At 47.6% G+C, this 22,480-nt stretch carries 25 protein-coding genes and 1 pseudogene; 14 read left to right on the top strand and 12 right to left on the bottom strand.

Translation table 11 applies throughout. The annotated features are described in order from the left end of the window. Positions 1-211 precede the first annotated feature (211 nt). From QZ135_RS21270 to QZ135_RS21245, 6 genes are all read right to left on the bottom strand, one after another. Positions 212-1,093, bottom strand: a complete 882-nt coding sequence (locus tag QZ135_RS21270) for a fimbrillin family protein (protein ID WP_294614231.1) — start codon at positions 1,091-1,093, stop codon at positions 212-214. 32 nt (positions 1,094-1,125) lie between these two features. Further along, complete coding sequence (locus QZ135_RS21265; protein ID WP_294614228.1) at positions 1,126-2,082, bottom strand: fimbrillin family protein; 957 nt, start codon at positions 2,080-2,082, stop codon at positions 1,126-1,128. Positions 2,083-2,122: 40 nt separating this feature from the next. Then, positions 2,123-3,031: a FimB/Mfa2 family fimbrial subunit gene (locus QZ135_RS21260; RefSeq protein ID WP_294614225.1), complete on the bottom strand. Its 909-nt coding sequence runs from the start codon at positions 3,029-3,031 to the stop codon at positions 2,123-2,125. Between the two features lie 21 nt (positions 3,032-3,052). After that, positions 3,053-4,168, bottom strand: a complete 1,116-nt coding sequence (locus tag QZ135_RS21255) for a DUF3575 domain-containing protein (RefSeq protein ID WP_294614222.1) — start codon at positions 4,166-4,168, stop codon at positions 3,053-3,055. Further along, entirely contained in the window at positions 4,165-4,383 is a 219-nt protein-coding gene (locus tag QZ135_RS21250; protein WP_007666005.1) for a hypothetical protein, read from the bottom strand. Before QZ135_RS21250 ends, QZ135_RS21255 begins: the two co-directional genes overlap by 4 nt. 224 nt (positions 4,384-4,607) lie before the next feature. Further along, complete coding sequence (locus QZ135_RS21245) at positions 4,608-6,356, bottom strand: helix-turn-helix domain-containing protein (RefSeq protein ID WP_294614218.1); 1,749 nt, start codon at positions 6,354-6,356, stop codon at positions 4,608-4,610. A gap of 400 nt (positions 6,357-6,756) precedes the next feature. On the opposite strand from QZ135_RS21245, the gene QZ135_RS21240 reads away from it, so the two are divergent. From QZ135_RS21240 to QZ135_RS21215, 6 genes are all read left to right on the top strand, one after another. Then, on the top strand, positions 6,757-7,206 hold the full coding sequence (locus QZ135_RS21240) for a GNAT family N-acetyltransferase (protein ID WP_118295039.1): 450 nt from the start codon (positions 6,757-6,759) through the stop codon (positions 7,204-7,206). Between the two features lies 1 nt (position 7,207). Beyond that, positions 7,208-7,954, top strand: coding sequence for a GNAT family N-acetyltransferase (locus tag QZ135_RS21235; RefSeq protein WP_294614215.1), 747 nt, complete (start codon positions 7,208-7,210; stop codon positions 7,952-7,954). Positions 7,955-7,987: 33 nt separating this feature from the next. After that, positions 7,988-8,683 carry a hypothetical protein gene (locus QZ135_RS21230; protein ID WP_025832888.1) on the top strand — a complete coding sequence of 232 codons (696 nt, stop codon included), beginning with the start codon at positions 7,988-7,990 and terminating at the stop codon, positions 8,681-8,683. Between the two features lie 27 nt (positions 8,684-8,710). Then, positions 8,711-8,983: a zinc ribbon domain-containing protein gene (locus tag QZ135_RS21225; protein ID WP_007666010.1), complete on the top strand. Its 273-nt coding sequence runs from the start codon at positions 8,711-8,713 to the stop codon at positions 8,981-8,983. Positions 8,984-9,141: 158 nt separating this feature from the next. Next, complete coding sequence (locus tag QZ135_RS21220) at positions 9,142-9,885, top strand: GrpB family protein (protein WP_294614211.1); 744 nt, start codon at positions 9,142-9,144, stop codon at positions 9,883-9,885. Further along, positions 9,882-10,196: a nitrous oxide-stimulated promoter family protein gene (locus QZ135_RS21215; RefSeq protein ID WP_294614207.1), complete on the top strand. Its 315-nt coding sequence runs from the start codon at positions 9,882-9,884 to the stop codon at positions 10,194-10,196. Before QZ135_RS21220 ends, QZ135_RS21215 begins: the two co-directional genes overlap by 4 nt. A gap of 194 nt (positions 10,197-10,390) precedes the next feature. Here QZ135_RS21215 and QZ135_RS21210 read toward each other — a convergent pair whose 3' ends face one another. From QZ135_RS21210 to QZ135_RS21200, 3 genes are read right to left on the bottom strand one after another with little or no spacing between them, the layout of a single operon-like run. Then, on the bottom strand, positions 10,391-10,855 hold the full coding sequence (locus tag QZ135_RS21210; protein ID WP_007666016.1) for a MaoC family dehydratase: 465 nt from the start codon (positions 10,853-10,855) through the stop codon (positions 10,391-10,393). A 26-nt stretch (positions 10,856-10,881) separates the two neighbouring features. After that, positions 10,882-11,652, bottom strand: coding sequence for an SDR family oxidoreductase (locus tag QZ135_RS21205; RefSeq protein ID WP_294614204.1), 771 nt, complete (start codon positions 11,650-11,652; stop codon positions 10,882-10,884). A 22-nt stretch (positions 11,653-11,674) separates the two neighbouring features. Continuing rightward, complete coding sequence (locus QZ135_RS21200; RefSeq protein WP_294614201.1) at positions 11,675-12,421, bottom strand: SGNH/GDSL hydrolase family protein; 747 nt, start codon at positions 12,419-12,421, stop codon at positions 11,675-11,677. A gap of 129 nt (positions 12,422-12,550) precedes the next feature. Between QZ135_RS21200 and QZ135_RS21195 the strand changes: the two genes are divergently transcribed. From QZ135_RS21195 to QZ135_RS21175, 5 genes are all read left to right on the top strand, one after another. Further along, complete coding sequence (locus QZ135_RS21195; protein WP_217715864.1) at positions 12,551-13,411, top strand: ion transporter; 861 nt, start codon at positions 12,551-12,553, stop codon at positions 13,409-13,411. A gap of 97 nt (positions 13,412-13,508) precedes the next feature. Further along, entirely contained in the window at positions 13,509-13,934 is a 426-nt protein-coding gene (locus tag QZ135_RS21190; RefSeq protein ID WP_044264861.1) for a secondary thiamine-phosphate synthase enzyme YjbQ, read from the top strand. A 33-nt stretch (positions 13,935-13,967) separates the two neighbouring features. Beyond that, a complete protein-coding gene (locus QZ135_RS21185; RefSeq protein WP_294614198.1) occupies positions 13,968-14,693 on the top strand; it encodes an SDR family NAD(P)-dependent oxidoreductase in 726 nt (241 codons plus the stop codon). A 112-nt stretch (positions 14,694-14,805) separates the two neighbouring features. Beyond that, a complete protein-coding gene (locus QZ135_RS21180) occupies positions 14,806-15,786 on the top strand; it encodes a lytic transglycosylase domain-containing protein (protein WP_294614195.1) in 981 nt (326 codons plus the stop codon). Between the two features lie 296 nt (positions 15,787-16,082). Next, positions 16,083-16,751, top strand: coding sequence for an MgtC/SapB family protein (locus QZ135_RS21175; protein ID WP_025832905.1), 669 nt, complete (start codon positions 16,083-16,085; stop codon positions 16,749-16,751). Positions 16,752-16,776: 25 nt separating this feature from the next. Here QZ135_RS21175 and QZ135_RS21170 read toward each other — a convergent pair whose 3' ends face one another. From QZ135_RS21170 to QZ135_RS21160, 3 genes are all read right to left on the bottom strand, one after another. Beyond that, on the bottom strand, positions 16,777-17,547 hold the full coding sequence (locus tag QZ135_RS21170) for a TIGR03915 family putative DNA repair protein (protein WP_294614192.1): 771 nt from the start codon (positions 17,545-17,547) through the stop codon (positions 16,777-16,779). Positions 17,548-17,605: 58 nt separating this feature from the next. After that, entirely contained in the window at positions 17,606-18,871 is a 1,266-nt protein-coding gene (locus tag QZ135_RS21165) for a putative DNA modification/repair radical SAM protein (protein ID WP_117987397.1), read from the bottom strand. A gap of 170 nt (positions 18,872-19,041) precedes the next feature. Next, entirely contained in the window at positions 19,042-19,215 is a 174-nt protein-coding gene (locus QZ135_RS21160; protein WP_294614188.1) for a histone H1, read from the bottom strand. Between the two features lie 155 nt (positions 19,216-19,370). Between QZ135_RS21160 and QZ135_RS21155 the strand changes: the two genes are divergently transcribed. The 3 genes and pseudogenes from QZ135_RS21155 (at position 19,371) to QZ135_RS21145 (ending at position 22,208) form a co-directional block, all read left to right on the top strand. Further along, positions 19,371-20,012 (top strand): ATP-binding protein, encoded by a 642-nt coding sequence (locus QZ135_RS21155; RefSeq protein WP_294614185.1) that lies wholly within the window; start codon positions 19,371-19,373, stop codon positions 20,010-20,012. A 61-nt stretch (positions 20,013-20,073) separates the two neighbouring features. Next, positions 20,074-21,460: pseudogene (locus tag QZ135_RS21150) on the top strand (alanine/glycine:cation symporter family protein). A gap of 121 nt (positions 21,461-21,581) precedes the next feature. Then, positions 21,582-22,208 (top strand): hypothetical protein, encoded by a 627-nt coding sequence (locus tag QZ135_RS21145; RefSeq protein ID WP_294614182.1) that lies wholly within the window; start codon positions 21,582-21,584, stop codon positions 22,206-22,208. Positions 22,209-22,480 lie beyond the last annotated feature (272 nt).

The raw sequence follows: 22,480 nt of genomic DNA, 5'->3' as shown, positions 1-22,480 counted from the left end.
ACCATTATGGCGAGGGGACGGGTGTCGGCATCATCTCCGGAGGCGGCGGGCAGTTCGTCCAGTGCATCGGGCGTGCAGGCGCCCAGCATCAGGAGCAGGATGCCGGCAAGGGTTGCCGCAGGATGGAATAAGGATTTATGATATCGTTTCATTTGTTTAATGAGTTACTATGGTTGAATGCGTCGGGAGGAGACGGGGATGTATCTGCCGATCAGCTTGCCGGCAGCCATGTGCCTCCCTCCACGGTGGTTTGTTCGATGCCCATCGAGGTCACGGTGAGGCGGTACTCGTACATCTTGCCGCTGAAGAAGTTCGCTTCGTCTGCGGCGGGGGTGTAGTAGAAGGTCTTTCCTCCGATGACTATTTTCACGAACTTCTGTCCCGACTTGTCCTGGGGAGGAAGCAGGGCGCGCACGGTGCGTACGTATCCGTCGGCGGCAGGGGTCACTTCGTTGGGGGTGATGCGGTCGGTGCCGGGGGTCACTTGCTCTGCGGTTCCATTGGTGTCGATTCCCCCTCCCGTGCACGCGAGGTTTTCAAAGGTTACAGTGGCGGTCTGCAGTTCATCGTCGGTCACGCCGTTGCCCGCTTTGAGGTGTACCACCACTTTGGCTGTGACGTGGCGGAAGACGAGGGTCTTATCGGGGGACGTTACGGTGATGTAGATGTAGGGAGCAAACATGCAGTCGCTATCCTGATATCCTTCATCCCTCTGGTCGGTCTGTACAGAAGCAGTAATTATCGAGGCTGGATATTCCCCATAAATCATCTTTTCCTCATCCGGGCTTACCCAGTCGCTGCCGAACAACCAACTTACAATCAGCTTTCCATCGGAATTGACGAAGGCGACATCAGAATATACCACCCCAAAGTTGTTGTTAATCTGCAGCTTCACCTCTTCTCCCCCTTCCCACCTGTTTTCGGCGGTAGCCCGTGTCTGGGCGTTGGCAGAGGAATATCCCTCCACGGCGGCGTAGAGTTCCAGCGGCACGCCGCCTTCGGGCCATGCCGCGTCGTCATCGCCTGTGCAGGCAGCCAAAGCTAAGGCTGCCCACAGGTACATTATATATATTGGTATATTGGTCTTTCTCATTTTTTCTTTGTATCTATAATGTTGTTTACGGGTTACTCTTGGAATGCAGAGCCTTCTACGGGTGCGCCTACGGTTTCCCAGTCCTTGATGTCGGTGTCCAGCGTCAGTCCCTTATAGTCCACGGTTATCTTATAGATGTATCGCTTGCCGCTTTCCAGCACCAAGGCATCTCCGGCGGGGATTTTGTAGGCGAAGCCCGTGCCGTCTGCCAGCTTCACGCGGATAAAGGCGGTGCCTGCGGAGATGGACTGCGGCACCACGATGGCTTCAGCGTAGCGGGTATTGGCGTCAAAGTCCGTCGTCACCACCGTGGAGATGGCAATCGGGGTGGCGGGGTTGGCGTCGGCAGCGAGAGCTATCATCGCCTGGCGTTCGGCCGGGAGGCTCATGTCGGCGGCTTTCTTGGGGGTGAAGGTGGCCTTCAGGGCGGTGTTCTCCAGAGTCACGGTGGCACCAGTGAGGTCGGGGGCGCCGTTGCCCGGCTTCAGCACTACTTCTACTTTAGATAGCAAATGGTAGAAAGTGAGGGGCACTTTAGAGGCGGTGGGGGCTACGTTCCGCTTGGTGGAATAGAGCAGGTCGGAGGCGGCGTAGGCGGTTTTCGTGGTCTGGTCGGCCTTCACTTCGTGGGACACCGATGTGGGGAAGTCGTCTCCCGCCGGGGCAGGGTTGGCATGGATGGCATAGATGTTCACGGGGTCGGGCGAGATGTAGTACATGTCGTTGGCGTAAGCGAAGCTGCCGGTGCCGTCGGCGGTGAGCACGTTGTTTTGGTAGAGGGGGAGGTTTTTGCTGTCGTCCACCCAGGCAGATACTTCCAGTCCTGCGCCAAGCTGTGTGTCGAGGCCGTAGGAACGGGTCTGGGAGGTGATGCCGCTGGTGAGGCGGATTTCGCCGTTCCAGTTGTCGGTGATTACTTCGTTGTCGTTGTTACAGGCGGCAAGCACAAGGGCTGCTGCGGCAATGATTGATAAGTTTCTAAGTTTCATAATCTTACTTTTTTTAGTGTTATTAATAGTGATAATTCATTTAATTGTTCGTTTCCATTCCCGCCGAGCCACCTTCGCCGCCCTCGCCGTTGCCCGGTGTCCAGTCGGTAATGGTGGCGGAGAAGTCGGCTCCGGTAGGCGTCTCCACTACTTTCCCGCCCAAGGTAAGGGGCTTCCGCTTGTCGGCGTTGAAGGCGGCAAGCTCCGTGGTGAGGTCGCTCGTGAGGTTCAGGGCTTCGGGGCTGCCGCCCGTGAAGTGGATGATGGCGTTCAGCTTCTGCAGCTCACCCGCTATGCCAAGCAGGCGCACGGTTGCTGCGTACTTCCCGGCATTGGCGCCGGAGGTTATCTTTGCGAACTGCAATTCCACGTTCGTGGGTGTGGCGTAGATGCCGGCAGAGAAGTCCAGCGTACCTGCTACGCCCGACAGGTAGCCCTCGATGTGCTCTATCCTGTCCGTGGTGCTGCCCGTAGGCTCGATGACGAGCGTCAGTTGCCGCACCTGCTGCTGCATCACGGCGGTGAATGTCTGCTCCGTGTCGGGCTCTATCACGGCATCCACCGCATCCGTAAACAGCCAGCCGGGCATCTCCTGCACGAAGGGGCCCGCACCGTCCACATTGCCCGAAGCCCCAGCGACGGTGGCGGTGATGCCGGAAACGGTGATGTGCTGCGGTGTGTTGTAGATATGCAGGTGGTAGCTGCCCGGTTCAAAAAGAGGTTCGAGCTGGTTGGTGGTGCCGGTGAGGGTGGCGGAGTAGTCGCCGGCTTCTACCGTATAGCTTGCGGGTGCGGTCAGTCCCTCGCCGATGCCGCTCCAGTCGGTAACGAGGGTAATTGCCCCTTGCTCCGGGTGCGGAGTGTTGTAGATGGGGTCTTTCACGTCGCAGGCGGCAAAGGATAGCGTTGTGGCTGCTACGATAAGACATTGTCTGATGTTTCTTTTCATATCCGTTGGTTTTAGATGGTTCTACTTGTTGCTTCCGATAGTCCACACGAGGCTGACGCCTGCTTGTGTGGGGCCCCAGAAGTTCTTTGTTCCGCCTTGCTGCTTATGGATGCGCACGCCGTCGGTCATGCCGAAGCTGTCGTAGGCGGAACGGGTATAGCCCAGGCCGAGGTTGAAGTCGAGGGAGAAACTGCGGGAGAGGGATAATTGGTAACCCAGCGTCACGCCCGCATTCCATAGCTTGCCCTGATAGCCGGTGTCGCCTTCCAGCAGTTTGCCGGACAGATACTTATATATGTTGTACTCGCCGTAGCTGCCGGAGACGCCCATGTAGAAGCGGTTGTCGCGCAACAGATACCACCGCACTTCGGGATTGACGAGCCACACTTTCTGCACTTTGCCGTGATTGCCGCCCCACCAGGAGAAGCTGCCGTCGAGCTTGAGGCCGATGCTGTGGCTGATGCGCCATTCTACGCCAAGGGTAGGTAGCAGGAAGGCGTCATACAAGAGGTTGGTGCGGAGAGAAAGGGATTGTTCTTTCCGGCAGGTGGGCGTTGGCTGTTCCGGGGTTGCCGCTTCGCTCTTCGCTTGCCGGGCAGGCTTCTGGGCTTGCTGAACAGCTTTCTGCTCTTGTTGAATAGCTTTCTGCTCCTGCTGAACAGCCCTTAAATCCGTATCAGCCGCGTCGGGTAAATCTTCTTTCGTTTCGTTGATATCGGCGGGGATGCACAGCGTCACGGTCACTACATTCCGCACTCCTTCTGCGTACTCCACGGCATGGTTGGCGGTCACGAAGCAGGCTTCCGTCACTCCTGCCCGTCCGATAAGTTCCGACTTCACCCGGTTGCTGCGCACGGCAGCCATGCGCCGGTTCTCTTCGTCCGGGGCCTGTCCGGTGCAATATCCATCCACGCGCACCGGAATGCTGCCCGAAAGAATGGCCTCCCGGTGTGCACGTAGCAGGGTCAGGAGTGCTTCGAGCTGCGCACTGTTGTCCCGCCAGGGGGCGTAGAACGCATCTTTTCCTTGCACAAAGCGAAAGATGTAGAGACTGTCCGCCGCTTCTCCGGCGAAACTTGCCACTCCCGGCAGCAGCGCCAGGAGCAGAACCAGTAGATGTCTTTGTAAGTGTTTCATAGGTTTATCCTTATTTTAAGTATCTTTTCGATAGTTTCCCTTTCCACCTGCATGCGTTCCAGTTCTTTAAACATACGGTCCAGTTCGCGAAGGCTTTTCGCAATGCAATGGTTGCACTTCCGCTCAATCTTCCGGCAATACAGGAAGAGGCAAAAAATGGCTATCACCATACAAAAAATGAATGCCACAATAAGAAGGTACATGTATTCGTTCATCGCTCTTGTTCTTTAGAAATCATGCTGCAAAAGAAGCGATTTACGGATGAAACACTATTGCATTTTGTCCCGACTTTATTGCATTTTGTCCCAATTATATTGCAACACACCCTCCTCAGACACTTCTGGGGCATGTGGACACAAAAAAAGCACGGATGGACCGTGCTTTTGATTTTTGGGGGATTGATAAGTAGATGTTCATGATTAGTTTGCAGTATAAATTATCATTTATTTGCCTGTTTCCTGTATTCCGCCGGACTGATGCCATACTGTTTTCGGAACAGACGGTAGAAGGTGCTCGGGATATTGAAGCCGCAACTGAAAGCTATCGCCTCAATCGTAAGTTCGGGATGATGGTCGAGCATCTTGCGTGCCTCGTCCAGTTTCAGCATGCGCATATACTCCATGGGAGAGTTCCCCGTCACGGCTCTGACGGCGTCGGTCAGCAGGTTTTTATTGGTGCCGAGCGCGGAGATAATCTCGTCACGGTTCATCTCGGCATTAGAAAGGTTATCACCGGAAAGCAGATACTCGCGCAAACGGGCAACCAGCCGGTGCTGCTCAACGGTGGCGGCAGTATCGGATGTCTGCGGCAGGGCTTCCGACGATGCGGTACTTTCGCAGGCTTGTGCCATTCTGGAGAGTTCTTCCGCCAGCCTGTCCTGTTCCTTGATTCGCTCGTACAGTTTGCGGTTCTTGGTAGAAATAATCCGGTTATAGTAGAAGACACCTGCCAGGAGCAACACCAAAACCAGGCAAATGCCAAGGGCAAACAGGAAATAATGGAAATTACGCTCTTTCTCGGCAATGTGCTTTTCCACCTCATACTGGGTGCGCAGTTCGTCAAAGCGGGCGTTGACTTCCACATTATTTATACTGTCGTTCGCCGCAATGATTTCGTCCAGCAGACTGAACGCTTCATCATTGCGCCCCGCCCGTGCCAGTATCTCCATCTTTATCTTACGCACGGCATTGAGGTTGAAAGCCGATTCCTGAACCTGTATTACGGCACTGTCGATAACGACAAGTGCCGTGCGGTAATCTCCCCGCGACTGCAATATCATCGCCTTTGCCCGCAGCAGTTCGAATTTCGACATGCTGTTGTTGACGCTACCTTCAAGTTTGGAGAGGTATATGCCCGCCTTGTCATATTCTTTAATATCTATATAGGTGTTCATCAGTGCCACATAAAGATTTCCCCGAGCTTCGGGCTGCACCCTGCCGGTGGCTTTCTCGAAGCGGGCGATGGCTTTTTCATATTCGGGCACCAGTTGCAGCAGCTCGTCATAGCGTGCCTGTGCACGAAGCGACACGCACAGGAAGGCATAGGATTGCGTCAGGATATTATCGTAACCGGAAACTTCCCACAACAGGCTGATGCTCTCCCGGAAGCAGTCTTCTTCCTCTTTCGGCCTCTTCTGCAGGTTATAGATGATGCCGGTGGCATAGAGTGCGGTTGCCATTCCTGCCTTGTCCTTGCGTTCTCGGGCACGGGTATACATTTCCCTGGCTTCGGCGGCTGCCTGTTCATAATTCCCTTTCAGATTGTAGGCGGTGATAAGCTGCATGTGTATCTGATAATAGAATCTCCACAAGTCGTGCCGGATATAAAAATCGAGATAGGCGGGCGCCTTCTCTATGATTTTGTCGTGTTCGCTCCTGTTCGCAAAGGAGATGATGATGTTGCCATACACCATTCCCTGCAATTTTACGTTGCCTTGCCTGGCGGCTTCGGCTTCCGTCTGCTCAAACAGTGTCATCAACGTATCCATTTTCAGGTCATCACCGGCTTCTGCCATATAGATATTGTACAGTCTGTTGTAAGTCCGCAGTTTATCAATGCCTTCCGCATGTTCGAGGGCATGACGTAAAGAGTCTTTCTGGTGTTGAAGAGAATTTTGTGCCGAAGCGGGCAGGATGAGTCCTAAAAGGAAACTGTATAGAAGTGTTGTCAGGTAAGTTTTATATTCCATATTTGTTGTGTGTTAGTGTAAATTTTGAATTCAGAATTTACAAAACTACAGAAATTTATCGATTGGCAGCCAATTAACACAAGAAAATTGTTGTTCAATAAGAAAAAAATCTGATTCATGTGAACCGGTTATTGACTGCATTTTATACTGTTATGCCACTTCACGTTGAAAACGGCCCTGAACATCTTATGAAAGGGGGGATAATCAGTATACGACTGAATAGGGTTCACTATACGACTGAATGGCATTCAGTATACGACTGAATCAGGTTCACTACAGGACGCAACCCGCAACTACCGGTTCGCTTCATTTATTTGACAAGAAAAGAGAGGAGGTATTTGCCTGTCCCGTTTCAATTACCTATCTTTGGGGAATTTGAAAACAATTCAGTCAATACTATATGATTAATATCGTACCTATCTTAAAGAACAAGAAAGAATTCCTCGAACTCCTGCTTCTCGCAGACGAGCAGGAATCTATGATTGACCTTTATCTGGAACGCGGAGAAATGTTTGCCCTCTACGACGGAGACTTAAAAGCCGCCTGCGTAATCACCGATGAAGGAAACGGAACCTATGAAATAAAGAACATTGCAACCTATCCGCACTATCAGCGCAAAGGATATGGAACACAGTTGATAAAGTTTCTGCTGGAGCACTACAAAGACCGCTATCAGACGATGTTAGTGGGCACAGGGGACAGTACTTATACCATACCGTTTTATGAACGGTGCGGCTTCACCTACTCCCACCGGATACCCGATTTCTTCATCAAGAACTACGACCATCCCATGTATGAGGACGGAAAACAATTGCGGGACATGGTTTATTTAAAAATTAGCAAGAAATAATATGGAATTTATCACATTGACCCCGGATAACGTTGTGAGCGAACATTTATGTTGCGCCATTTCTGATAAGAAGCACCAAACAGGTGTAAATGATAAGCGGAACTGGTTGTCCGAACGCGTAAAAGAAGGGCACGTCTTCCGCAAACTGGATGCACAAGGCAAGGTGTTTATCGAGTATGCCCCGCTGGAAAAGGCGTGGGTGCCTGTGACGGGGGATAACTATCTGTATATCTACTGCCTGTGGGTGGCAGGCAGCTACAAGGGAAAAGGGTATGGAGAAGCTTTGTTGCAATCGTGCATTGACGATGCCAAGGCACAAGGGAAATCGGGTATCTGTGTGCTGTCTTCCAAAAAGAAGAAGCCTTTCTTGTCCGACAAGAAATTTATGCTGAAATATGGCTTCAAGGTAGTGGATAGCATTAATGACGAATACGAATTATTAGCTCTTTCCCTTGACGGCAGCCAACCGCAATTTACGGCGGATGCAAGGAAACAGACTATTGAGAATAAAGAGCTGACTATATATTACGGCGTGCAATGTCCTTACATTCCCAACTGCATCGAGCAAATCTATAATTATTGTGAGAATAATCAGGTGCCTTTGCGGTTGATAGAAGTCGACACGCTGGAGAAAGCCAAGCAACTGCCTTGCATCTTCAATAATTGGGCGGTATTCTATAACGGGAAGTTCGAGACTGTACATCTGCTGAATGAAGGATTGCTAAAGAAATTGCTGCAATTGAAATAAGTAAAAAACAAAAAATCGTATCTTTGCGTTATCATGATTAATAAAGACGAGCAATATGGAAAAGCTAAATCAATATCATCGCCAGATTATAGCGAAGAAAATGAAATCCGTTGCCTACTGGACGAAGCATCCGATGTCGCGCGAGGAGTGCTTGAATCAATTCAAACGATTGCGGGAACAACGGTTGTCAAGGGAGTCCAAATTACAAATCTCGAAAGATTCGCAAGAGACAGAGGTTGCTGGATAGACGACATCAGTCAATTAGGAATATTCTCGGACAGAGGGTCTGAGAATGAAGTCTATTTATCAAAAAAGAATAATGCAATTGTTTATAAACTAAATGACTTTCGTTATTCGGATGATAACTTATCCCAATTCTTTGAACGAATAAAGATTCATAACTTCTATTTTCCAGACTGTTCATATAAGCTAATAGGTTTTGCCCAAAATCAGGCCGGTAAGATTTGTGCCGTACTATCACAGCCTTTTATTGCAGCAGTGCGCGAAGCCACCGACTCTGAAATTAACGAAGAACTTAACAAAATGGGATTTAAGCCGGAATTAGATGGTGAATACTTTTCAAACGGCAGATACGATATATTCGATGCTTTGCCCAACAATGTATTAGTGGGAAATGACGGGCATCTTTATTTCATCGATACAATCATTTACAAAAGTCAAGATGGTGGATTTGATATATATAGAAACCTATCTCCACGATATAAATAATAATACATCCTTAAAAATTAAACAATTATGGAAATGAAATTTTGCCAGAGCTGCGGAATGCCGCTGACATCCAATGAAGTTTGCGGAACAAATGCTGACGGTAGCCTCAGCGCAGACTACTGTACTTACTGTTATCAGAATGGAAAGTTCACTCAGGACTGCACCATGGACGAAATGATAGAACACTGTGCTCAGTTTGTTGAGGAATTCAACAAAGACTCGGAACAGAAAGTGACTAAAGAAGAGGCAATTGCCATGATGAAGCAAGAGTTTCCGAAGCTGAAACGCTGGCAGAATTAATTGCCAACATCTTGCCACCGTATTGACAACATTTTGCCAATGCGATGGCAAGAAAAGACAAAAGAATAACCTGCCGAAGCATAAAAAAAGCCCGTAATAATGTCCCCCTTTACTAGGAAAAGCGTACTTTTACAACACAAATAAAAACGAATCCCGTTATGAAACAATTGACAGAAATGTCCGATGAAGAGTTAGGAACATTGTTTCCCATCATCTTGACTGAGCATAAGAAAGACTGGGCTAAATTATACGATCAGGAAGAAAGAATACTTTACGATACTATTGGCAAAAACATCTACCGCATTGACCATATAGGAAGTACTGCCGTCGAACAACTAATCGCAAAACCAACCATAGATATATTATTAGAAATCAATGGTGAAGCCAACACCAACGAATTAATCAAAAGTCTGGAGAGCATAGGTTATATTTATTCTCCACAGCCTCAAAAACCTGCCCCGCACATGATGTTCATGAAAGGATATACCCTACAGGGGTTTCAGGGACAGGCTTATCATATCCACGTAAGATATGTCGGACATTGGGATGAGCCTGTTTTCTGCCACTACCTCCAAACTCACCCGGATGTAGCTCATGATTACGGAGAACTCAAGAAGAAATTAAAAGAGAAGTACGAGCATGACAGAGAGGCATATACGGAAGGGAAAACAGAGTTCATCAGGCACATCGTTCAATTGGCAAAAATGCTACCCAAAGAGAAAAAAAGTGTATCTGCTGAAAAAGAAAAATACGGAAATGCTTATCTGCCCTGGGAAGAAAAAGCTGATAACTACTTGACAACATTATACAATCAAGGAAAAACAATTGCGGAACTATCTGATATTTTCGAACGGGGAAAAGGGGCTATCCGCTCACGATTAAAACATTTGGAACTTATATGAAACACTCCCGCATCGAAAAGGAAAAGCAAACCGTAGAACAGATGATTCGCCTCTACTGCCGGAAGAAAGAGGGGAACGGAACACTGTGCCCGCAATGCAGGGAATTGTTGGAGTATGCGCAGACACGGCTTTCACGTTGTCCGTTCGGAGACGGGAAATCAACTTGTCGGATTTGTACCGTGCATTGCTATAAGCCGGAAATGAGAAAACGGATGAGAGTAGTGATGAGATGGGCAGGACCGAGAATGTTGTTCTATCATCCAGTGGCGGCTATCCGGCATTTGTGGCAGGAATATATTAGGAAGAAATAAGAAGGAGTATCAATTCATATCTGTGCAGAAAGGAGGAAAAAGAGTGATAAGGCGGTAAGGTGATAGGGTGATAAAGTGGCTGCGCTATATATCACAGAGCGTTATCCCGCTATCACCTTATCACCTTACCGCCTTATCACTCTTTGTTCAAAACCCTACAGATATAAGTTAATCCCAATGGAGAAAAGGATACCTCAATTGAAATAATACAAGAACACTGCAATCCCCTCAAGCGCTTTCTTAGGCTGATCCTTTATTTCAATTGTAAACTTAATCTCTGCTTTCGCCACACCACGCAGATTTGCCAGCGAATGTAACTTCGCCACCAGACGCACGCTTTGTCCCGACAACACCGCCTGCCCGAACTTCATCTGCTCCATACCGTAATTAACCATCATCTTCAGGTTGTTTACCTCAATAATCTGGTTCCACAAATGCGGAAGCATAGACAAAGTGAGATAACCGTGCGCAATGGTAGTCTTGAAGTGACTTTCTGTTTTTGCACGTTCCGTGTCTACATGTATCCATTGATGGTCCAACGTAGCATCTGCAAACATATTGATGCGCTCTTGCGAAAGTTCTACATAATCAGAAACGCCAATCTGCTGGCCTACCAGCTTTTCAAATTCCTCGTACGAGTTGATAATTACTTTTTCCATTATTCTCTTTTTATATTTAATAGTTTCTACGGTTGATAATCCCAACCATAATCATTATGATAAATCATTAGTTTACTCATGCCTCCGTCAATCGTAATGTTCTCCCCGTTGATAAAGGAGTTCCGTTCGTCACAAAGGAAAAGAACTGCACGGGCTATATCAGCCGGTTCTCCTACCCTTTGCGAGGGATGCTGCATGATGTCTCCTTCCGTATATGCCGGCACATAATCCTCTTCATGATAGCTTCCCGTATCAATCCAACCGGGAGCAATAGAATTCACACGGGCAACTCCCGAAAGACTGACCGCAAGCGCATGAGTCAGAGCCGTTATTCCACCTTTGGCTGCCGTATAACTTTCCGTATTGACCTGCGACTGAAAAGCACGGGTAGAAGAAATATTCACAATAGCACCTGCACCACTGAAGTAGTCTTTAAAAGACAGAGCCAGGAAATAAGGAGCCACTACTCCCACACGTTGCACATACAGGAAGTCTTCATACGAACAGTTGCTCAATATACCTCCATTTGTCAGGCAAGCATTATTTATCAGACAGTCGATCTGATCTTCTATGGATAAGACAAAGTCTACAAAATCCCGCAGCGTCTGTTCCTCGGCAATATCTCCGACAAAGCCTGTTACCGAAAGACTTCTTTCAGACATCTTCTCTTCCACAACCTGCACCATTTCCGGCGTCTTATCTATGAAGTACACCGTATATCCGGCCTCCGCAAACATTTCGACAGTACAACGACCGATACCGGCAGCTCCACCCGTCACAACACATACTTTATTCATACGCTCATTATTTTTAGGAGAATTACAGCTTTACACATTCTATCCAAAGGTCTGCCATACGCTTGTGCCCGGCGGGAGTAGGATGAATTCCATCCCATATCCAATATGTATCTTTAGATGTTGGAATTGTTTTCAATATTTCATCGAACATCTTGTTGAAAGGAAGATAAACAGCTTTATAATCCTTCGCTACGCGTTTCGCGATCTCCGCACAACGACGTACCAGACTATCACGTTCTGCAAAATCAGCACTCTTACGCATATTTCCGGTATTCGCCACAAAAGGGGCGCCCAATACGATCTTCAAATTAGGATTAGCTTGCAAAGAGCGATCCAACAACGAACGGTAACGTTTTTCCCAAGCCGCAAAATCGAAAGGCTTTTTCTTGTCACTCTGCAAATAGAAATGTATATCGTTCGTTCCGACCAGAACGGACAGGACATCCGGTTTCATATCAATCACATCCGCCTCCCAACGCTTTTCCAAGTCTTCCAATGTGTTTCCACTGATGCCACGATTGAAAAATTCATATTCTTTTTCCGGATAATTGCCCTGATAATAAGTAGCGCACAAATACATGTATCCACTGCCGTAGATATGGTTCATGTCCCAAAGCGTACGCTGGGAAGAAGGCTTGGCGGTTCCGCAACTGTTTCCCCAGTTACCGTCCGTTATAGAGTCTCCGATGAACAAGACACGCTGTCCACCGGCAACAGCTGACAGGGCTATGAACAAAATCCCGATGGCAAAGGTTATTATTCTTTTCATGGTTGTTTACTTTTAAATCGTGAAAACAGGTAACAAATATACTCCATATTCCAGCAAGTTACAAAAAGTCAAGTACCCTTTTTCTTATTCGGAAAGGTTTTCCTACTTTTGTGACAAACATTACGAAACATGAAACTGAAAGATAAATTCACAGAACTGATGCATAATCAGGCTTTGAAGCGAAAACTATATGTCATCATATTCGAAGCTGACACACCTGCCGGGAAGCTATTCGATGTTACCCTGATCTGGTGCATATTGCTTAGCGTAGGACTTGTTATCCTGGAAAGCCTGCAAGGATTACCGGTATGGCTGAAAACTCCATTCATTGTTATGGAGTATTTACTGACCGCTTTCTTTACTTTCGAATATATCACCCGATTGTATTGTTCGCCTAAACCTTCCAAATATGCTTTCAGTGCTTTCGGAATCATCGACTTGCTGGCTACACTACCGCTTTATCTAGCTTTCCTGTTTCCCGGGGCACGCTATCTGCTTATTATACGGGCATTCCGCCTGATACGGATATTCCGCGTCTTCAAGTTATTTAATTTCTGGATGGAAGGACAGATGCTGTTGACCGCACTACGAGACAGTAGCAAGAAAATCGCAGTTTTCTTTATGTTTGTGGTTATTCTGGTGATATCTATCGGAACACTGATGTACATGATTGAAGGAGGAAAACCCAATACACAGTTCAGCAATATTCCCAACAGTATTTATTGGGCCTGCGTCACCCTTACCACCGTAGGTTACGGAGATATAACTCCTGTCACCGCTCTGGGGAAATTCCTTTCGGGTTGTGTCATGCTGATAGGTTACACGATTATTGCGGTACCCACCGGCATAGTTTCCGTATCATTGATGAAAAGACATGAAAAGAATGTGGCAAGAGAGTGCCCCAACTGTCACAGGCGAGGACACGATGAGGGTGCACAATATTGCAAGTATTGCGGTTCATCACTCAATGAAATGAAGAATGAGAAATGAAGAATGAAGAATCTAGCTGCGCTGTAAAGGTACTCCGAAAGGAAATTCTTCATTCTTCATCCTTCATCCTTAATTCTTAATTTAAACAATATATAAAATGGAACAAAGTTTTGTTACTCAAAAAGAATTTACCCTACGTCCCCGTACACGTGGTTTTCACCTGATAACGGATGAAATAATACGTAACCTGCCCCGATTGCCGCAAGCCGGAATCTTACATCTGTTCATCAAGCATACCAGCGCCGGGCTTAGCATCAATGAAAATGCTGATCCGGATGTTCAGACTGATATGGAGGCCATCTTCAACCACCTGGTGAAAGAACGGGAACCCTACTATATGCATACCTGCGAAGGAGATGACGACATGCCCGCCCATGCCAAATCGACCCTGACTGGTAATAGTCTCAGCATACCTATCACTGACGGCAGACTGAATATGGGTATCTGGCAAGGTATATACCTCTGTGAATTCCGCAATCGTGGCGGTGGAAGAAAAATAGTAGCAACCGTCATCGGACAATAGAATATATGAAAACTAACTACTAATACAGCAATAATGAAACGAGCCATTATCATAGGAGCCACCTCCGGCATAGGAGAAGAAGTAGCCCGGCTGCTGGTTCAGCAAGGCTGGCACATCGGCATTGCCGGAAGACGGGAAGAGGCCTTGAAGAACCTGCAAGCCACCACCCTCAGGCAAATAGAAATCCAACGACTGGACGTGACGGAAACAGACGCCCCCACCCAACTGGAAACCCTTATCCGGAAGCTGGGAGGCATGGATCTGTTCTTCCTAAGCTCCGGCATCGGCAGTCAGAACCCCGACCTGCTGCCCGAAATAGAACTGAACACCGCCCGCACCAATGTGGAAGGTTTTACCCGTATGGTAACCTCCGCCTTCAATTACTTCAAAGCACGGGGCGAAGGACATATTGCCGTCATCAGCTCCATTGCAGGCACCAAGGGATTGGGCATTGCCCCGGCTTACTCCGCAACAAAACGTTTCCAGAACACCTATATCGACGCCCTGGCACAACTCGCCCGGATGCAACACCTGAATATTCACTTCACGGATATACGGCCGGGCTTTGTAGCCACCGACCTGTTGAAAAGCGGTAAATTCCCCATGCTGATGCAAGCCGGACAAGTAGCGACGAGCATCGTCCGCGCACTGAACCGAAAGCAACGGGTAGTTGTTATAGATGGCAGATATCGGGTGCTCGTCTTCTTTTGGAGGATGATACCCCGATGGTTATGGGAAAGATTACCTATAAAGAATTGAGCATCCTCACCCGTGAAGAATTGAGCATCCTCACTTATAAAGAGCTCCGATTCCTTGCCCCATTCCCGCAAATATCGTATATTCGACCTCCAAATTAAACAACATTCCGAAAATGAAAAAGAACTCTATACACATCCTGATAGTCGCCTCAGTTGCCTTGTGTGCAGGCGCCGCACTCCCTTTCCTACTGGGACATAGTACGCTGGACCCTGAACAGCAATCCGTTAAATCCGAAGTTCCCTATTGCGTCACCTCCCCTTCCGTACCGGATAAAATCAGCTTTGCCGGACAAGAAATTGATCTGACGCGTTACGACCACCGCGAGCGCATGGATCGCGAACAGATGTCGTTCACCTATATGCACTCCACCACCATGCTCACCATCAAACGTGCCAACCGCTTCTTTCCCATTATCGAACCGATACTGAAAGAAAACGGTGTGCCCGATGACTTCAAATATCTTGCCGTCATAGAAAGTAACCTGAACACCCTTGCCCGCAGTCCGGCAGGAGCCGCCGGAATGTGGCAGTTCATGCAGACCACCGGACGCGAATTCGGCCTTGAAGTAAACCCCAGCGTTGATGAACGTTATCATGTGGAAAAAGCAACCCGCGCGGCATGCAAGTATCTGAAAGATGCTTACCAGAGATATGGCAACTGGCTTTGTGTAGCTGCCGCCTACAATGGCGGACAGGGACGCATTTCTTCCGAGCTGAGAAAGCAACTCGTAGACCAGGCCGTAGACCTCTGGCTGGTTGAGGAGACTTCCCGCTATATGTTCCGTCTGCTTGCCGCCAAAGCCGTCATCAGTAATCCGCAACGTTACGGCTTCCTGCTGAAACGGGAACATCTTTATCCGGCCATTCCTTATACGGAGGTCACCGTCAGCACGGGTATCGACAACCTGGCGCAGTTTGCCCGAGACAAGGGCGTCACCTATGCCCAACTGAAGGATGCCAATCCCTGGTTGCGCGACACCTCCCTGCAAAATAAAAGCGGGCGTACATACGTTCTTAAAACACCGACACAGGCGGGAATGCATTACGACCCGAAGCGGACGGTGCCCCATAATAAGAATTGGGTGATTAATTGATGTAAGGAATTAACACCATTCCGGCATCGGTTCTTCCACCGCGTGCGCAAGGAGTGAAAACTGCGTGCGCAAGGAGTTAAAAATGGAAGCGCAAGGAGTTGAAAATGGAAGCGCAAGGAGTTTTAACGGGAAGCGCACGCAGTTTTTGCTCCGTGCGCATGGTTCTAAAAGTGCCCTACAAGGCATTCTGAAGGGCATCCGCCGAAACGGATTTCCTAAACAAGCACAGAGTTCCCCTCAAAAAAGGGAGCATATCCGGAATCAACGACTGTAAACAAAAATAACAAAGAAAGAATATGGCATTAAATTTTGATTTCGTACTCAGACTATTAGTTGCCGGCATTCTGGGTGCCATCATCGGGCTGGACCGTGAATACCGTGCCAAAGAAGCCGGATATCGCACTCATTTCCTGGTATCATTGGGCAGTGCCCTCATCATGATTGTTTCCCAATACGGCTTTCAGGACATCATCAAGGAAAACAGCGTCTCGCTGGACCCAAGCCGTGTGGCGGCACAGGTAGTCAGCGGCATCGGTTTTATCGGTGCGGGCACCATCATCCTGCAAAAACAGATTGTACGCGGACTGACCACTGCGGCAGGAATATGGGCCACTGCGGGCATCGGTCTGGCGGTTGGAGCCGGAATGTATGTAATAGGTATTGCCGCCACTCTATTGACTTTGGCAGGACTGGAGCTTCTCAGCATCCTGTTCAAAAGTGTAGGGATGAAAAGTTCCATGATAACCTTCTCCACTCCAAACAAGGACATCCTCAAAGAAGTTTCCGACCGGTTCAAATCCCGGAATTATATGCTGGTCTCCTACAAAATGGAAAGGCTCGGCTTCGGAGAAACGGAGAGATATATCGTGACTATGGTCATCAAATCCAAGCGGAGCAATGACGAAGGACACATGCTGTCGCTGATGCAGGAATGGCCGGACGTGACGGTAGAACAGATAGAATAGCTGCCGCATAGGATAGCTGCTGCCGTTATTGCTTCTCCGTCATGTGTTTCCAATAACGTACTGGCATATCTTGTTTATGTTTCCGCGGATTTAGCCGTTCTTTGATGCAGATGGCTTTAAAGTACGTCTTCCAGAGTTGCTGAAAGAGTTTTTCGTCCTTGTCCATCAGGCTTTCGTCCAGCATACCGGTAACGAGATGCCCCTCACGCGAACCTTCTTCAAATGTAACCTGACGTACTTCTTTCAAATCATAATAGAATCCGTAAGCCCGCTTGATGTCATATATCAGCCAGGGCTGGTCGGCAAAACGGTCTTTAAAGTGGTCGATGGCCAAAGGGAGGGCATTCTTTTCCGGTTCCACGGCAGCAAAGAAAGTGCCGTCGGCAGCCTTCTGAAAACGGATAAACTGGAGCATACGAAGTCGTTCCCAATCCACCCGCTTCCACATACGCGAGAATTCCAACACATCAGGGTCGGCAAAGTTCGTCTCAATGGAACGGGGAGCATCAATCGCCTTACGGATATAACGGAACAGCAGCATCGGTGTTTCTGCTTCTTCCGCCAGCCAGCATTGGGCAAGGCACGACAAAGCACCAGAAGAAAGTTTCTTTTGCAGACCACGCCACACACGCTTCGCTTTCTCTTCTTCGGTGATTACCGTGAAGACTTCATCATAAAATAAAGGCAATGGCTCTCCTTCCGGAAACAATGCATCAGGAAAAACACGACGGGAATAGGCTTCAAAAACAGAAGTCAGCAAGCCCTCGAAAGTATTATCAAAAACAAATATAACCATGGCTGTTTTTTATTTGAACCGTATCTCTGTATCTCTTCTGTGTTCAAATCACATATCATTAATCCTGAAAGTCAAGCAGCAACTGCCTTTCATCCACTTTCTTCTTGTTCGGTTTCGTAATCAGCAAACTACGCACTGCTTGCGGAGTCATTTCATTCACTGTTTTCATGGGGAGTTCATGGCAAGTAATAAAGTACTGCGCCTTCTTCATGACCACCCCTATCTTCTTCAACTCATAAAAACCTAATTTAGAAAAGCGGCGGGATGCCACAATCAGCCTTGCCGACTTTACTCCGACACCCGGAATACGCAACAGCATCTCATAATCTGCTCGGTTGATATCTACCGGAAACTGCTCCGGATGGCGCAAAGCCCATGACAACTTAGGATCTATCTCCAGATCCAGATCAGGATATGCATCATCCACAATTTCCTCCACTTTGAACTGATAAAAGCGCATCAGCCAGTCTGCCTGATAAAGGCGATTTTCACGTACCAGCGGTGGCTGCTTCAAGGCAGGCAGACGGGTATCATATGTATTCACAGAGATATAACCGGAATAATACACACGCCTCATTGTAGGTCCTTTGTAAAGAGCGGATGAGAGATACAGAATATCCTTGTCTGACTCTGCCGTAGCACCTACAATCATCTGCGTGCTCTGTCCGGCAGGGGCAAAACGGGGAGCATGGCGGTGTTTCTTCCGTTCTTCCGAACTCTCCAGAACACCTTGCTGGATATAGCGCATCGGTGCATATACACTCTTATGGTCTTTTTCCGGGGCAAGAAGTTTCAGATTCTCCTCTTTCGGTATTTCTACATTGACGCTGAGGCGGTCGGCGTATAGCCCCGCTTCATTCACCAGTTCACGGCTGGCACCGGGAATACTTTTCAGATGGATATAGCCATTGAAACGATGAATGGTACGCAAGTCTTTTGCTACGCGCACCAAGCGTTCCATTGTATAATCAGGATTTCGCACCACTCCACTGCTAAGGAACAGTCCTTCTATATAATTGCGGCGATAGAACTCCATCGTCAAATCGACAAGCTCACTCACCGTAAGCGTGGCACGAGGCAAATCGTTGGAGCGACGATTGATGCAATATGCACAATCGTAAATACAATAGTTCGTCAGCATCACCTTCAATAGTGAAATGCAACGCCCGTCCTCTGCAAAACTGTGGCAAATGCCCCAGCCGCCGACAGTATTCCCTAACATGCCGGGCTTGTTGGAACGCACAGTACCACTGGACGCACACGAAACATCATATTTCGCTGATTCCGCCAGTATCTTCAGTTTATTAAGGACGTTTTCGTTCATACCCGCTACTCAACTATAATTGGGTCAAAAGTAGCAATTCGAAGAGAAGGAAACAAATAATGGGAAGTTAAATAATGAATATACTTCATAGGATATCTCTCTCATCTATTGACACAAAAAAGACCACCCCCGACGGAGTAGTCTTTCAATTCTTTCAGTAAGCGTGCCTATTATTTAGCAGCTTCCAAAGATGCTTTACGGAAAGCCTTCATTGACTTTTCAATTTCCAAAGAAACCTTGCGTGCACGAGTACCGGCTGCTTTGTTACCATTTTCAATCTGAGCTTTCGCATCTTTCTCAAATGCTGCATACATTTCAGCAACTTTTTCAACTAATTCTTTCATAATCCTTTTCTTGTTAATATTACTTCGTTAATAATGTCTGGCAAAAATACATTCTTTCTTGAAATAAATGCAGAAAAACGATATTTTTTTTGAAATAATCCGCAAAAATAGCACAAAAAAGCGTCCTCTGGCGTTTTTTATCTACTTTTGTAGACATGAAACCCCTTACAGATACGGAATACATACACTCGCTCATATCCGAAGGCGAGCACCAAAGGCAGGACTTTAAGTTTGAGATATCCGATGCCCGCAAGATAGCAAAAACACTCTCCGCCTTTGCTAATACAGACGGCGGGCGGTTGCTTATCGGAGTGAAAGATAACGGAAAGATTGCCGGAGTACGCTCCGACGAAGAACAATATATGATAGAGGCAGCCGCACAAATGTACTGCCAACCGGAAGTGAGCTACACCATGCAGACCTTTCATGCAGAAGGACGCAGCGTGCTGGTGGTGCAGATTGAACAAAGTCCGCAGAAACCGGTTTATGCTAAAGATGAAACAGGGAAGCTGTTGGCTTATCTGCGCATCAAGGACGAGAATATACTTGCCACTCCGGTACACTTGCGGGTATGGCAACAAAGTGGCAGCTCACGAGGTGAACTGATAACGTACACCGAACGCGAACAACTATTGCTCGATTTGTTGGAAGAAAATGACAGTTTATCATTGAATCGGTACTGCAAATTAGCGCATCTCTCCCGCCGTGCAGCAGAACATTTACTGGCTAAGTTCATTCGGTTCGAAATTGTGGAACCGGTATTCGAAGGGCATAAGTTTCATTTCAGGCTGAAATGAGAAATCAGGAGTGAGATGCCCTCTGATTATTGTTTAACAAATAAATATAAAGCAACATAAGATGGGTATAATCAACTCTATAAACGATATTCTTTGGACTTACATCCTTATTGCCTTACTGTTAGGGTGCGCTCTTTGGTTCACCCTGAAAACCCGCTTCGTACAGTTCCGTATGATAGGCGAAATGGTACGTCTGCTGGGTGATTCGGCAGGCACGAACGGAAAGCCCGGTGAAAAGCATATCTCTTCCTTTCAGGCATTTGCCATCTCCATTGCCAGCCGTGTGGGCACAGGAAATCTGGCAGGCCACTGCCATTGCAGTAGGTGGACCGGGAGCGGTGTTCTGGATGTGGATCATTGCATTATTCGGAGCTGCCAGCGCATTCGTGGAGTCTACATTAGCTCAATTATATAAGGTGAAAGGCAAAGACTCTTTCATAGGCGGACCCGCTTACTATATGCGGAAAGGTCTGAAACAGCCTTGGATGGGCACAGTCTTTGCCATACTTATTACAATTACTTTCGGCTTTGCTTTCAATTCTGTACAAAGCAACACGCTATGTGCAGCTTTTGAGCATGCTTTCGGTTTTGACCATGCCATTGTGGGAGGTATCATCACAATAGCTACACTGGCTATCATCTTCGGTGGTGTGCAACGCATTGCCAAAGTAAGTAGTATCATTGTCCCCGTTATGGCACTGGGATATATCGCTTTAGCACTAATTGTAGTGGCAATAAATATCACCGAACTGCCCGCCGTTATAAAACTCATCGTCAGCCACGCCTTCGGCTGGCAGCAAGCACTTGGAGGTGGTGTAGGCATTGCACTGATGCAGGGCATCAAGCGGGGACTGTTCAGTAATGAAGCCGGTATGGGTTCTGCACCGAACGTAGCGGCAACGGCACACGTCACGCATCCCGTAAAACAAGGATTGATACAGACATTAGGTGTTTTTACCGATACATTGATTATATGTACCTGTACCGCATTTATCATCCTGTTCAGTGGTGCGCCTCTGGATGGCTCCACCAACGGAGTACAGCTTACGCAACAAGCCCTGACAAATGAAATAGGCTCAGCCGGAAGTATCTTTGTTGCTGTAGCCTTGTTCTTCTTCGCTTTCAGCAGCATCCTGGGCAATTATTATTATGGAGAAGCCAACGTACGCTATCTAACCCGCCGCAAGTGGATATTGAATATATATCGGGTTCTGGTAGGCGGCATGGTACTGTTCGGCGCTCTCGCCACACTGGATGTAGCATGGAGCCTGGCAGACGTCACCATGGGATTGATGGCTCTTTGCAACCTGATTGCTATCAGCCTGCTCGGTAAATACGCTTTCAAGCTGCTGGAAGACTACCGCACTCAGAAACGTGCTGGCATCAAAGACCCTGTTTTTACCAAAGTTCGGCTGAAAGAGGTAGAAAATGACATAGAATGCTGGTAAGAAGATTGATGATTTATAAATTATGAATTATACAATTGTTGGTGTAAATCAACTTATTTCGTACTTTTGCAACCACAATTGCCCCGGCAATCATTATCAGAAATCATAAATTATAAATCATATGGGTATATTTGCCAAACTATTAAAAAAGAATACAGAAGGAGCTTCTTCTAAAAACGTGGAAGATTTCGTGTCGTTGACGCGTGTTTACTTCCAGTCCGTAATCGCCGCCAATCTGGGCATTACGAACATCCGTTTCGTACCGGATGTAGCCAACTTCAAACGCCTGTTCAAGATACCGACACAGGGCGGACGCCTGGGACAAGCCGAGAAAACCGCTTCGCGCAAGATGCTGATGCAAGATTACGGACTGAGTGAAGGTTTCTTTAAAGAAATTGACGCTTCCGTAAAGAAGCATTGCCGCACACAGAATGACGTACAGGCTTATCTATTCATGTACCAGGGCTTCTCACAAGACCTGATGATGCTGATGGGCAACCTGATGCAATGGAAATTCCGCGTACCATCTTTCTTTAAAGGCGCACTGCGCAGCATGACGGAAAAGACTGTACATGACATTTGTACCAAAACCGTATGGAAAAAGGACGATGTGCATAAGACGGCAATGGCAGTCCGCCAGTATAAAGAGCGTCTGGGATACTCCGAACAATGGATGACAGAATACGTGTATAACGTTGTGCTACTGGCAAAAAAAGAACCGAAAAGCAAAGCCACGGAAGAGAAATAAGTCCGAAACACAGATAGGGCAAAAACTGTCAACAAAAGAAAAAGTTTTCTAAAGAAACTACCAAGAGATAAGGCGAGAAATATTTTCCTCGCCTTTTTTTGTTATTTTTATGCAACTTTTTTGTTCAGAGGAACAACAATACTCTATGTGAAGAGATTGTTACAGAATAATAAATGATAATTTATCGCGCAAAGCGCGATAAGTGACGAGCTACAAACTACGAGTGACAAGTGCCTTTCGGTGTGATAGCCGGCGCGAATAATTATTCGCCC

Source organism: uncultured Bacteroides sp. (assembly GCF_905207245.1).
Lineage (GTDB): Bacteria > Bacteroidota > Bacteroidia > Bacteroidales > Bacteroidaceae > Bacteroides.
The sequence above is the reverse complement of the archived record's forward strand: the minus strand, read 5'-3'. Positions and strand labels throughout refer to the sequence as shown.